The organism is Methylobacterium variabile, assembly GCF_001043975.1.
GTDB lineage: Bacteria > Pseudomonadota > Alphaproteobacteria > Rhizobiales > Beijerinckiaceae > Methylobacterium > Methylobacterium variabile.
Genome location: NZ_LABY01000178.1, coordinates 14,201 through 26,440, shown reverse-complemented (window position 1 = coordinate 26,440; position 12,240 = coordinate 14,201). Strand labels below are relative to the sequence as shown.

Below are 12,240 nucleotides of genomic sequence, written 5' to 3'. Positions count from 1 at the left end.
GGAGCGTCGTTTGATGACGCAGTACGGAACACTCAGCCCGGAGGCCGCGGCCGGTACCATTCCGGAGGGCGACGCCCTCGCCAACCACGCCGATCGCAGCCTGCTGATCGTGGATGACGATAAGCCGTTCTCGACCCGCCTCGCCCGGGCCATGGAGGCGCGCGGCTACCGGGTTCACGTCGCCGAGAGCGTCGCCGAGGGAGTCTCAGCGGTGGACGCGCAGCCCCCCGCCTTCGCGGTGATCGACATGCGGCTCGGCGACGGCAACGGCCTCGACGTGATCGCCCGCCTGAAGGAGCGAAGGCCCGAGGCCCGCGGCGTGATCCTGACCGGCTACGGCAACATCGCCACCGCCGTCACGGCGGTGAAGCTCGGCGCCTTCGACTACCTGGCGAAGCCCGCCGACGCCGACGAGATCCACGGCACCCTGATGGCCGAGCCCGGCGAGCGGGCCGACCCGCCGGAGAACCCGATGTCCGCCGACCGGGTGCGCTGGGAGCACATCCAGCGGGTCTACGAATTGTGCGGCCGCAACGTCTCCGAGACGGCGCGCCGGCTCAACATGCACCGGCGCACGCTGCAGCGCATCCTGGCGAAGCGCGCGCCGCGCTGAGGCGGAATGATCGGGGAAAGAAGGACCCGGCGCCGGGAGGCGCCGGGTCTTTTGTTTTTGGGATGGACCGCGGGCTTTGCGACTTCTCTCAGGTCGAAACGACACCCTCCTGGTCATTCCGGGTCCGCGCAGCGGAGCCCGGAATGACCAGGGGGATAGGGGCTTCGCCGAGACAACCGAAGGCGATCCGGAAAGAACCTACACCCCCGCCGCACCCCCGTCCGAGCGCGGATCGTGCGTCGCCTCGATCCGGCCGTTGCCGGGATGGCGCACCAGCAGGCCGGCGTGACCCAGCGAGTCGATGTACGACCCGCCCAGCTCCTCGACCTCGTGCCCCATCCGGGCCAGCGCCGCGATGCAGGACGACTCGAACCGGTCCTCGACCTTCACGGTCATCGACTCGGCGCCCCAGGTGCGGCCGAACAGGAAGCGCGGGGCGTCCACCGCCTCGGCGACGCCCATGCCGTAGGTGGCGTAGCGGGTGAAGACCTGGGCCTGGAACTGCGGCTGCCCGTCCCCGCCCATGCTGCCGTAGGACAGGACCCGCCCGTCGGCGAGCACCGCCAGCGCGGGGTTGAGGGTGTGGAATGGCCGCCGCCCCGGCTCGAGCGGGTTGACCGAGCGAGGATCGAGGGAGAAGGCCACGCCCCGGTTCTGCCAGGTGATGCCGGTGCGGGGCAGGACGAGGCCGGAGCCGAACTCCCAGTAGACCGACTGGATGTAGGAGACCGCGACGCCGTTCTGGTCGATCGCCCCCATCCACACCGTGTCGCCGTCGCCGACCGGGCGCACCGGATAGGGCGAGGCGCGGTCCATCCGGATCATCGCCGCCTCCGCTTCCAGGCGCTCCGGCGCGAGGAAGGCGGCGGGGTCGTGGCGCAGGCGGTCGAAGTCGGTCACCACCGCGTCGCGCACCCGGAAAGCCCGCTTCGTCGCCTCGATCAGGCCGTGGTAATGCGCCGCCGTCTCGGGCCGGATGCCGCCCAGCCGCTCGTAGAGGCCGAGGATCATCAGGGCGGCGAGGCCCTGGCTCGGCGGCGGGCAGTTGTAGACCGTGGCGCCCGACAGTTTCAGCGAGAGCGGCGCCCGCGACACCGCCCGGTAGCGCTCGATGTCGCTTCGGGTCACCGGGCTGCCGGCCCGCTCGAGGTCGGCGGCGACCTCGCGGCCGACGTCGCCGCGGTAGAAGTCGTCGAGGCCGGCATGGCCGAGCTGCTCCAGGGTGGCGGCGAGCGCCGGCAGCGCCCGCACGGTCCCGGCCTTCGGACTCTTGCCGTCGATGAGAAACGTCTCGCGGAAGCCGAGCTGGTCGTGGAGCGTGTCGAACTCCTTCGGCACGTAGCGCGCCTCGGAAGGAGAGACCGCGACGCCCTCCCGGGCATGGCGCACCGCGTCGGAGAGGAGCAGGCCGAGGGGCAGGCGCCCGCCGAGGTCGCGGGCGATGTCGTGGGCGAGCGCCCAGCCGCCGACGGCGCCGGCCACCGTCAGGGCGGCGTCGGGCCCGCGCTCGGGAATCGCGTCGTAGCCCTTGTCGCGGTAGCGCCGGATGGTGGCGAGGCTGCCGGCGGGCCCGCAGGCCTCGATCGCCCGCACCGCGCCGTTCGGGCCGCGCACCAGCCAGAAGCCGTCGCCGCCGATGCCGTTCATGTGGGGGTAGACCACCGCGATGGTCGCCGCCATGGCGAGCATCGCCTCGACGGCGTTGCCGCCTTCGGCAAGGATCGCCCGGCCGGCCTCGGCCGCGAGGTGATGGGGAGCCGCGCAGGCGGCACGGGCGAAGACGGGAGTCTCGGGCATCTCGGAGGCTTTTGCGAGGGCTCGGCGGAAGCGCCACGGGCCCGCGAGGTTGCGCAGGTCCGCCGGTTCAGGCTAGTGCCCGCAGCCATGAAACGATAGGCGCATGCCGCCACGGCATCGCCCGTCGGCACCGACGGCCTCGTGCCCGTCGGCACCCCGTCTCGCAGCAGGAAGGGTCAGGCCGCGTGCCCGCATCAGGTTCCCTCAAGCCCCGCAGCCTCCTCACCATCGTCAGCATCATGGTGCTGGTCGGCATCGAGGTGTTCGCCGTGGCGATCGCGGCGGGCTGGGCGCTGGCCGGCATCTTCGAGCTCGGCGACACCATCGGCCACGTGCTGATGGCGGTGTTCAGCCTGCTCGCCCTCTACATCATGGTTCAGCTCTGGCGCCGGGCCACCAGCATCGAGCCGATCCGCTAAGGGCTCGCTGAGATGATCGACCGCCGCACGCTCCTCGCCGGCGCCGCGCTCCTGCTCGGCTCCGGCCCCGAAGTCCTGAGCGCGGAGTTGCCCCTCGGCCGGCCGGAGCCCTTCGACTTCGAGGCCCTGAAGGCCCGGGCGCGGGACCTCGCCCGCCGGCCCTACGCGGCCCCGGCGGTCCCCGACCGCGACGTGCTGCAGGCGATCGACTACGACGCCCACGGCAAGCTGAGGTACAAGCCGGACCACGCCCTGTGGGCCGAGGGGCCGAGCGCCTTCCCGGTCACGTTCTTCCATCTCGGCCGCTACTTCCAGAAGCCGGTGCGGATGCACGTGGTCGAGGGCGGCCAAGCGCGCGAGATCATCTACGATCCGGCCGCCTTCGAGATGCCGGCGGATTCGCCGGCCAGGCGCCTTCCGCCGAACCCGGGCTTTGCCGGCTTCCGGTTCCAGGAGCGCCGCGATGGCCCCCTCGACTGGCGCCGCAACGACTGGGTCGCGTTCCTCGGCGCCTCGTACTTCCGGGCGATCGGCGAGCTCTACCAGTACGGGCTCTCGGCCCGCGGGCTCGCCGTCGATACCGTGATGCCGGACCGGCCGGAGGAATTCCCGGACTTCACCCATGTCTGGTTCGAGACCCCGGCGCCGGGCTCCGACACCGTCACGGTGCTGACGCTGCTCGACGGCCCCTCGGCCGCCGGCGCCTACCGCTTCCGCATGCGCCGCACCAAGGCGGTGGTGATGGAGATCGAGGCGAGCCTGCATCTGCGCAAGGATGTCGGCCGCTTCGGCTTGGCGCCGCTCACCTCGATGTACTGGTTCTCCGAGACCACCAAGCCGACGGCGGTGGACTGGCGGCCGGAGGTCCACGATTCCGACGGCCTGGCGCTCTGGACCGGGACCGGCGAGCGGCTGTGGCGCCCCCTGCGCAACCCGCCCCGCACCATGGTCTCGGCCTTCGCCGACGAGCGCCCGCGCGGCTTCGGGCTGATGCAGCGCGACCGGCTGTTCGACCATTACCAGGACGGCGTCTACTACGACCGCCGGCCCTCGCTCTGGGTCGAGCCCCTCGGCGACTGGGGCAAGGGCAGCGTGCAGCTGGTCGAGAACGCCACCGACGACGAGATCCACGACAACGTGGTGGCGATGTGGGTGCCGGCGGAACCCGCCCGCGCCGGCACCTCGCACGACCTCGCCTATCGCCTGCACTGGGTCGCCGACGAGCCCTACCCTACCCCCTTCGCGCGCTGCGTCGCGACCCGCGAGGGCAATGGCGGCCAGGCCGGCACCGACCGGCCGAAGGGCGTGCGCAAGTTCGTGGTCGAGTTCCTCGGCGAGCCCCTGGCCCGCCTGCCCGCCGGGGTGAAGCCGGAAGCCGTGCTGACCGCCTCCCGCGGCACCTTCCCGCTCGCCCGCACCGAGGCGGTGCCGGACGACGTGCCAGGCCACTGGCGGGCCGAGTTCGACATCGCGGTGACCGGACCCGAGCCGGTGGAACTGCGGCTGTTCCTGCGCCGGGGGGATGAGACCCTGAGCGAGACCTGGACCTACCAGTATATTCCGCCGGCCTGAGCCCGACTCGGCGGGTTCGACATACGCCGACGTCATCCCGGGGCCGCGAAGCGGAACCCGGGATGGCGCAGTGAATCGCAGACGAGCGTCATCCTGCCTGCCCGACAAGAAAGCCCCGCGGCTCGCACCGCGGGGCTTTCTGTTTCACGTCACACGGTCAGGCGTTTCAGCCCACCCGCACCCGCCAGATCTCCTCGGCGTATTCCCGCATCGTGCGGTCCGACGAGAACCAGGCCGTGCGGGCGGTGTTGAGAATCGCCGCGCGCCACCAGGCGCGGGGCCGGCGCCAGGCCGCGTCGATCTCCCGCTGTGCCCGCCAGTAATCGTCGAAGTCGGCAGTGAGCAGGAAGCGGTCGCTGCGGGTCAGCTCGTCGACGAGGGGACGGAAGCGGCCCGGCTCGCCAGCTGAGAACCCGCCCGCGGCGATCATGTCGAGAGCGGCGCGCAGGCGCGGCGACGCCGCGATGGCGCGCGACGCGTAGCCCGGCTCGGCCTGGACGCGCTGCACCCCGGCCGCGTCGAGGCCGAAGATGAAGATGTTCTCCGGCCCGACATGGTCCTTGATCTCGATGTTGGCCCCGTCGAGGGTGCCGACGGTGAGCGCGCCGTTGAGCGCCAGCTTCATGTTGCCGGTGCCCGAGGCCTCAAGGCCCGCGGTCGAGATCTGCTCCGAGAGGTCGGCGGCCGGGATGATCGATTCGGCGAGGCTCACCGAGTAGTTCGGCACGAAGGCCACGGTCAGGCGGCCGGCCACGTCCGGATCGGCGTTGACGCGCTTGGCGACGTCGCTGGCGAGCCGGATGATCAGCTTGGCCTGGTGGTAGCTCGGCGCCGCCTTGCCGGCGAAGAGCTTGACCCGGGGCGTCCAGTCGCGGTGCGGCTCGGCCTTGATCGCCTGGTAGAGCGCGACCGTCTCCAGGATGTTGAGGAGCTGGCGCTTGTACTCGTGGATGCGCTTGATCTGGACGTCGAACAGGGCCTCCGGGTCGAGGGTGATGCCGGTGCGGTCTTCGACCACCCGGGCGAGCGCCTCCTTGCGCTCGCGGCGCACCGCCGCGTAGCGCTCCTGGAAGCCGGCATCGTCGGCCAGCGCCGCCAGCCCCTCGAGGTGGCGCGGATCGTCGAGCACCTTCGCGCCCAGCGCGTCGACGGCGAGGCGGGTAAGGCCCGGATTGGCGTTGTGGAGCCAGCGGCGGAAGGTGATGCCGTTGGTCTTGTTGACGATCTTGTCGGTATCGAGGGCGTGGAGCGGGGCGAACACCGTCTGGCGCATCAGCTCGGTGTGGAGCGCCGAGACGCCGTTGACCCGGCGCGCGCCGAGGAAGGCGAGATGCCCCATCCGCACCCGCTTGCCGTGGCTCTCGTCGATCAGCGAGACCTCGGCGAGCTGCTCGGGCGACGCACCGTGCCGCGACACTTCCTCGAGGTGCATCCAGTTGATCAGGTAGATGATCTGCATGTGGCGCGGCAGCAGCCGCTCCATCAGCTCCACCGGCCAGGTCTCGAGCGCCTCCGGCATCAGGGTGTGGTTGGTGTAGCCCAGCGTCTGGGTGGTGACGTGCCAGGCATCCTCCCAGGACAGGCCGTGCCCGTCGACGAGGAGCCGCATCAGCTCCGGCACGGCGATGGCCGGGTGGGTGTCGTTGAGCTGGATCGCCGCGTGATCGGGCAGCGAGCGCAGGTCGCCGCGCTCGGCGACGTGGCGCCGCACGAGGTCCTGGAGCGAGGCCGAGGTGAAGAAGAACTCCTGGCGCAGGCGCAGCTCCTGGCCGGCCGGTGTGCCGTCGCTGGGGTAGAGCACCCGCGAGATCGCCTCGGCCCGGGCGCGCTCGGCCACGGCGCCGACATGGTCGCCGGCGTTGAAGCGGGCGAGATCGACGGGCTCCACGGCGCGCGCCGCCCACAGGCGCAGGGCGTTGACGTGCTTGGCGCCGCGGCCGATCACCGGGGTGTCGTAGGGCACGGCCCGCACGATCTCGGCCGGGCGCCAGACCCGGCGCAGGGTGCCGTCCGGCTGGACGCTCATCGCCACGTCGCCGCCGAAGCCGACCTCGCAGGCCGCCTCCGCCCGCTCGAACTCCCAAGGGTTGCCCTCGGCAAGCCAGGTCTCCGGCACCTCGCGCTGCACCCCGTCCTCGATCACCTGCCGGAAGAGGCCGTGGTCGTAGCGGATGCCGTAGCCGTAGGCCGGAATGGCGAGGCTCGCCATGCTCTCCATGAAGCAGGCGGCGAGGCGCCCGAGGCCGCCATTGCCGAGCGCCGCGTCGGGCTCGGCCCCGGCCACCGCGTCGAGGTCGACGTCGAGCCCGGCGAGCGCCGCGCGCACGGTCTCGGCGACGCCGAGATTGCCCATTGCGTCGGAGAGCAGGCGACCGATCAGGAACTCGAGGGAGAGGTAGTGCACGCGCTTGTGCGGCACGGTGCCGGCGGAGGCGGCACCCGCCGCCACGGCGCGGTCGCGCAGGGCCAGCGCGGTCGCGGCGAACCAGTCCCGGTCGCGCGCCGTCGCGGGCGTCTTGCCGAGGGCGTAGGCGAGCTTGGCGAGGATCGCGGCGCGCATGGCCGCGACGTCGTCGCCGGCGGGCGCGGCGGCGGCCGGCTGCGGCATCCAGGAGCGCGGCGCTTCCGCGTCCCGCGGAGCCTCATCGCGCTGGCGACCGGACAGAATAGCTTCGTTCAGCACCTTGGAACCCCCTTCGCTGCCGCAGGTCTCGATTGCTGCAGCGCGATCTCGCGTCGCGTGCTGTGCAGCTAACCTTCGGCCACGGCAGCATCGTGTGGCTGTCGGACGACGATGTCGAGACGCCGAGACCAACTCCTGCACGCGTCTTCCCGCGTGTTGCTGTCCCGACACGTCTCACGGAAACGAGACTTGATTTTGGCGAAGCGGCCTGAAGCGAGTGTGAACGCCCCGGAAGCCGCCCGCACGCCGGACCTTAGGGTTAAGGCGAGGCGCACTGACCCTGGGAAAGGCTTAAGCCTTGGGTCTGAGCCCGTCCCCGACGCCCACCGGTCTTTCGGCGGATCATTCTTTCGGCGGATCCCTCGGCCCGGGTGACCGGGCGGGCGCCTCCCCGCTGATGACGGCGCGGCCGCCGCTGATGCAGGCGTGCCACGCTCGGCGCCCGCGTGCAGGAATGCGGGAACCGGAAGCGGCAGCGCGGCTTCCCCGCAGGGTGTCGCAAGGGCGTCGTGGCCGCGGGCGCTCATATAGGGGCGGCCGGTCACCCGCTCAACCCCGCCGCCCGACCGGGCACCCGACCGGACGCCCTCCCCGATCCTTGATCCCTTCCCTGCGCCCGCGCGGGCGCGCCACGGAGCCCAGCATGACCGAGGACGCGACGCTTGGACGCCTGCCGGCGGGCGAGCTCTGGTGGAAGGCCGGGATCGTCTACCAGATCTATCCGCGCTCGTTCCAGGACACGGACGGCGACGGCGTCGGCGACCTGAAGGGCGTCACCGCCCGGCTCGACTACCTGGCCTGGCTCGGGGTCGACGCCCTGTGGCTGTCGCCGGTCTGCCGCTCGCCGATGGCGGATTACGGTTACGACGTCTCGGATTACTGCGACATCGACCCGCTGTTCGGCACGCTGGCCGATTTCGACGCCCTGGTGGCCGAGGCCCATCGCCGGCGCCTGCGCGTCATCATGGACTTCGTGCCCAACCACACCTCGCAGGATCATCCCTGGTTCCGGGAGTCCCGCACCTCCCGCGACAACCCGAAGCGCGACTGGTACATCTGGCGCGACCCCGCCCCCGACGGCGGACCGCCGAACAACTGGATCAGCAATTTCGGCGGCCCGGCCTGGACCCTCGATCCGGCGACCGGCCAGTACTACTACCACGCCTTCCTGCGCGAGCAGCCGGACCTGAACTGGCGCAACCCCGCGGTGCGCGCCGCGATGCTCGACGTGCTGCGGTTCTGGCTCGACCGCGGCGTCGACGGCTTCCGGGTCGACGTGATCTGGCACCTGATGAAGGACGAGGCCTTTCGCGACAACCCGGTCAACCCGGACTACGTGCCCGGCGACCCCGAGATCAACCGCCTGGTCCAGCTCCACTCCGCCGACCAGCCCGAGGTGATGGAGGTCATCGCCGCGATGCGGGCGGTGCTGGAGGAGTACGACGCCCGGGTGCTGATCGGCGAGATCTATCTGCCCCTGGAGCGGCTGGTCGCCTATTACGGCGTCGACCTGTCGGGCGCGCACCTGCCGTTCAATTTCCAGCTGATCCAGACGCCCTGGCACGCCGTCGCCGTAGCGGACCTCGTGGCCGAGTACGAGGCGGCCCTGCCTCCCGGCGGCTGGCCGAACTGGGTGCTCGGCAACCACGACCAGCCCCGCATCGCCGCGCGGGTCGGCGACGCCCAGGCCCGGGTCGCCGCGGTGCTGCTCCTGACCCTGCGGGGCACCCCGACGCTGTATTATGGCGACGAGATCGGCCTCGGCCGGGTGCCGATCCCCCCGGAGAGGGTGCGCGACCCCTGGGAGCACAACGAGCCCGGCCGCGGCCGCGACCCGGAGCGCACGCCGATGCAGTGGACGCCCGGGCCCCGGGCGGGCTTCTCCACCGTCGAGCCCTGGCTGCCCCTCGATCCCCAGGCCGAGACCCGGAACGTCGAGGTGCTACGGGACGATCCCGCCTCGATCCTCACCCTGCACCGCCGGCTGATCGCCCTGCGGCGCGAGCATCCGGCGCTGAGCATCGGCGCGTACCGGGCCGTGTCGGTCGCGGGGGACGTCCTCGTCTACGAGCGCCTGCACGGCGACGAGATCGTCCGCGTCGCGCTCAATTTCGGGCACGGGTCTTGCCTCGTCGACGTGCCGCCCGAGGCCGCCTGGGAGGTGCTGCTGTCCAGCGCCGGCGGCCGGCGCGGCGAGGGCCCGCAGGACGGCCGTTTCGCACTTGCGGGAGACGAGGCCCTGGTGCTGATCCGGCGTCCGCCGGGGGCGGCCGGCTGACCCGATCTTTACCCGCCTAAGCTCCGATACGCAGTGGCAAAGCTTGCAAAAACGACAGCAAATCCGGGATTTTTGTTCCGGATTATCATAAATTGTCTTGCCGACGGAAAACCTTCTGATATTGTGCAGCGCACTGGAACCGGGGCTAGAGCAGCGCGTTGTCGTCGCAGTACGCCGCGACGTTGTCCGCTCGCATTCCGTCCGGCTCGCGGCGTGGGGGCTTATTCATGACATTTCCGGCGTCGGCACGGTCGGCTTCCCAGGCGCCGGCAGTGCCGTCAGGCGGATCCCCGAGGGGGGCCGTCGAGGCGCTGCGCGGCTCGCTCAAGCCGCGGATCCTGTACGCCACGCCCGAGATGGCCGATTTCGTGAAGACCGGCGGCCTCGGCGAGGTCGCGGCCTCCCTGCCCCGGGCCCTGCGCCAGCACTACGACGTGCGCATCCTGATCCCGGGCTACCGCCAAGTCGTCGAGCATCATCCCGAGATCGCGGTGGTGGCCCAGCTGCCGGGCAGCGCCGACATGCCGCCCTGCGACCTCGGCCTGATCGAGACCGGCGACGGCCTGCCGGTCTACGTCATCCTCTCCCCCGCCCTCTACGAGCGCGACGGCTCGCCCTACGGCGACCAGGGCGTCGACTTCTCGGACAACGACCTGCGCTTCGGCCGCCTCAGCCTGGCGGCCGCCGAGCTCGCCCAGGGCATCGACCCGGAGTGGCGCGCCGACCTCCTGCACCTCAACGACTGGCAGACGGCGCTCGCCCCGGCCTACCTGGCCTGGCGCGGCCTGCGCACGCCGACCGTGCTCACCATCCACAACCTCGCCTACCAGGGCCTGTTCCCCTGGGAGAACCTCGGCCGCCTCGGCGTGCCGGAGAGCGCCTTCCAAATCGACGGCGTCGAGTTCTACGGCAAACTCTCCTTCCTCAAGGCCGGGCTGTTCTACGCCTCGCACGTCACCACCGTCAGCGAGACCTACGCCCACGAGATCACCACGCCGGAATTCGGCTGCGGCCTCGACGGCCTCCTGCGCACCCGCGCCCACCAGGGCCGGCTCGCCGGCATCCTCAACGGCATCGACGAGAGCTGGGACCCGCGCACCGACCCCCACCTCGCCACCCGCTTCGAGCCCGACGACTGGAAGGGCAAGCGCGCCAATGCCGACGCGGTGCGCGGCCGCTTCGGCCTCGGCGTCTCCCGCGGCCCGCTCTTCGCCATCGTGTCGCGCCTCGTGCACCAGAAGGGCGTCGACCTCACCTTGGCGGCGGCCGAGTCCATCGTCGCCGAGGGCGGGCAGCTGGTGGTGACCGGCCAGGGCGAGCCCCGTTTCGAGGCCGCCTTCCTCGACCTCGCCCGGCGCCACCCCGGCGCGGTCGGGGTGAGGGTCGGCTTCGAGGAGACCGACGCCCACCGGATGTTCGCCGGCAGCGACTTCCTGCTGATGCCCTCGCGCTTCGAGCCCTGCGGCCTCGCGCAGATGTACGCCCAGCGCTTCGGCTCCCTGCCGATCGCCCACCGCACCGGCGGCCTCGCCGACACGGTCGAGGACGGCGTCACCGGCTTCCTGTTCGGCGAGGCCTCGCTCAAGGGCCTGAGCGGCGCCATCCGCCGCGCCTTCGACACCTTCGCCTCGAAGCGCCGCCTCGGGACGATGCGGCGCAACGCCATGGCGCGGGAGTTCGGCTGGGACAAGGCCGCCGACGGCTACGGCTCGCTCTACACCCGCGTCGTCGGCAACGGCGCCGACCTGATCCGCGGGCGGGCGGCCGCCTGATCGGGCCCGGTCCTCGTCACGGTTCATCCTCGACCCCGCGGCGCTGACGGCACCGCGGGGTCGCTCGCTTCGGGCGCCTCCCAGGGAGCGACCCTGCAGCCCCCGGGACCGCCCTCCATCGCCGAACGTGGCGGCAGACGACGGCGGCGCCCCGAGGCAGAGTCCGGGAGACGGCGATGCTTCACGCCTCGCAGCGAGGGAGCCAGTGATGAGGACGATGATCGCGGCGGCCCTGCTCGGCGCCTTCTGTGTCGACGGCGGGACCGACCTGCTGGCCCGGGAATCCGACGAGGTTCCGATTCAGCGCGACCTCAGGCGCGAGCAGCGCCTCGACCGCAGATTGCAGGATGCTCGACCTCCGGCGGGCGATCCGAACGTGAGCCCGGACAATCCGGACGGTGTCGTCGGATTCGACGGACCCCCGGGCCTCTTCGACGACAACGACGTCGAGGAGAGCGGTCCGATGGCGCCTGGATCGCCGGCCGACATCGACGACGACTGAGCGTCCGGCACCGACAGGCACCGATCACCCTTGACACCCTGCCGTGGCGGCAGCAACATATGAGCACGTGTTCATATGTTGAGGGAAGGCGGCGTGCAGCTCCCGTCGCCCGAGCAGGTCGCGGACGTGGCGGAGGTCTTCCGGCTCCTGGGTGAGCCGAACCGCCTGCGCATCGTGCTCGCCTGCCTGGAGACGGACCGCACGGTCGGCGAGATCGGCGAGGCGCTCGGCCTCTCGCAATCGCTGACCTCGCATCATCTGCGCCTGCTGCGCACGGCCCGCATCCTGCGGGCCGTCCGGCACGGCCGGCACGTCGCCTACGCGATCGACGACGATCACGTCCGCGACGTCCTGAGCAGCATGCTCGCCCACTTCACCGAGCCGCACGAGCGCGCCCGAGAACCAGGATCAGGAAGAGGAACCGGAGCCATGGCCAGCGTCGATGTCGAGGCGGTGAAGTGCGCCTGCGAGGATTGCGTGTGCGTCGTGCCGCTGGCCAAGGCGGTGTCGCGCGACGGCAAGGCCTTCTGCTGCGACGAGTGCGCCGACGGCCATCCCCACCATGCCGGCTGCGACCACGCCGGCTGCGCCTGCCACGGCTGAG

General features: G+C 71.5%; 9 protein-coding genes and 1 pseudogene. 8 read left to right on the top strand and 2 right to left on the bottom strand.

Annotation, left to right across the window (positions count from 1 at the left end; genetic code table 11):
* Positions 1–13 precede the first annotated feature (13 nt).
* Positions 14–613 carry an ActR/PrrA/RegA family redox response regulator transcription factor gene (locus VQ02_RS23830; protein WP_157080783.1) on the top strand — a complete coding sequence of 200 codons (600 nt, stop codon included), beginning with the start codon at positions 14–16 and terminating at the stop codon, positions 611–613.
* A gap of 198 nt (positions 614–811) precedes the next feature.
* Here the strand turns inward: VQ02_RS23830 and VQ02_RS23825 are convergent, their stop codons facing one another.
* A complete protein-coding gene (locus VQ02_RS23825; protein WP_048446712.1) occupies positions 812–2,410 on the bottom strand; it encodes a gamma-glutamyltransferase family protein in 1,599 nt (532 codons plus the stop codon).
* Positions 2,411–2,649: 239 nt separating this feature from the next.
* On the opposite strand from VQ02_RS23825, the gene VQ02_RS23820 reads away from it, so the two are divergent.
* Both VQ02_RS23820 and VQ02_RS23815 read left to right on the top strand, forming a co-directional pair.
* Entirely contained in the window at positions 2,650–2,829 is a 180-nt protein-coding gene (locus VQ02_RS23820) for a hypothetical protein (RefSeq protein WP_048446769.1), read from the top strand.
* 12 nt (positions 2,830–2,841) lie between these two features.
* Positions 2,842–4,401 (top strand): OpgD/OpgG family glucan biosynthesis protein, encoded by a 1,560-nt coding sequence (locus VQ02_RS23815; RefSeq protein WP_048446711.1) that lies wholly within the window; start codon positions 2,842–2,844, stop codon positions 4,399–4,401.
* Between the two features lie 166 nt (positions 4,402–4,567).
* Here VQ02_RS23815 and VQ02_RS23810 read toward each other — a convergent pair whose 3' ends face one another.
* Positions 4,568–7,009 carry a glycogen/starch/alpha-glucan phosphorylase gene (locus VQ02_RS23810; RefSeq protein ID WP_245239830.1) on the bottom strand — a complete coding sequence of 814 codons (2,442 nt, stop codon included), beginning with the start codon at positions 7,007–7,009 and terminating at the stop codon, positions 4,568–4,570.
* A 718-nt stretch (positions 7,010–7,727) separates the two neighbouring features.
* Here VQ02_RS23810 and VQ02_RS23805 point away from each other — a divergent pair.
* The 5 genes and pseudogenes from VQ02_RS23805 (at position 7,728) to VQ02_RS23785 (ending at position 12,239) form a co-directional block, all read left to right on the top strand.
* A complete protein-coding gene (locus VQ02_RS23805) occupies positions 7,728–9,362 on the top strand; it encodes an alpha-amylase family glycosyl hydrolase (protein WP_048446709.1) in 1,635 nt (544 codons plus the stop codon).
* A 227-nt stretch (positions 9,363–9,589) separates the two neighbouring features.
* A complete protein-coding gene (glgA, locus tag VQ02_RS23800) occupies positions 9,590–11,134 on the top strand; it encodes a glycogen synthase GlgA (RefSeq protein ID WP_083469403.1) in 1,545 nt (514 codons plus the stop codon).
* 217 nt (positions 11,135–11,351) lie between these two features.
* Entirely contained in the window at positions 11,352–11,636 is a 285-nt protein-coding gene (locus tag VQ02_RS23795) for a hypothetical protein (protein ID WP_048446707.1), read from the top strand.
* Between the two features lie 75 nt (positions 11,637–11,711).
* Positions 11,712–11,975: pseudogene (locus tag VQ02_RS35990) on the top strand (ArsR/SmtB family transcription factor); the annotation flags it as partial.
* Positions 11,976–12,065: 90 nt separating this feature from the next.
* Entirely contained in the window at positions 12,066–12,239 is a 174-nt protein-coding gene (locus VQ02_RS23785) for a metallothionein (protein ID WP_048446767.1), read from the top strand.
* The last annotated feature ends 1 nt before the right edge of the window (position 12,240 follow it).

Excerpts from the sequence above, each read along its gene's own strand:
- VQ02_RS23830 (WP_157080783.1), top strand. The coding sequence starts at position 14 with ATGACGCAGTACGGAACACTCAGCCCGGAGGCCGCGGCCGGTACCATT.
- VQ02_RS23825 (WP_048446712.1), bottom strand. The coding sequence starts at position 2,410 with ATGCCCGAGACTCCCGTCTTCGCCCGTGCCGCCTGCGCGGCTCCCCAT.
- VQ02_RS23820 (WP_048446769.1), top strand. The coding sequence starts at position 2,650 with ATGGTGCTGGTCGGCATCGAGGTGTTCGCCGTGGCGATCGCGGCGGGC.
- VQ02_RS23815 (WP_048446711.1), top strand. The coding sequence starts at position 2,842 with ATGATCGACCGCCGCACGCTCCTCGCCGGCGCCGCGCTCCTGCTCGGC.
- VQ02_RS23810 (WP_245239830.1), bottom strand. The coding sequence starts at position 7,009 with ATGCCGCAGCCGGCCGCCGCCGCGCCCGCCGGCGACGACGTCGCGGCC.
- VQ02_RS23805 (WP_048446709.1), top strand. The coding sequence starts at position 7,728 with ATGACCGAGGACGCGACGCTTGGACGCCTGCCGGCGGGCGAGCTCTGG.
- glgA (WP_083469403.1), top strand. The coding sequence starts at position 9,590 with ATGACATTTCCGGCGTCGGCACGGTCGGCTTCCCAGGCGCCGGCAGTG.
- VQ02_RS23795 (WP_048446707.1), top strand. The coding sequence starts at position 11,352 with ATGATCGCGGCGGCCCTGCTCGGCGCCTTCTGTGTCGACGGCGGGACC.
- VQ02_RS23785 (WP_048446767.1), top strand. The coding sequence starts at position 12,066 with ATGGCCAGCGTCGATGTCGAGGCGGTGAAGTGCGCCTGCGAGGATTGC.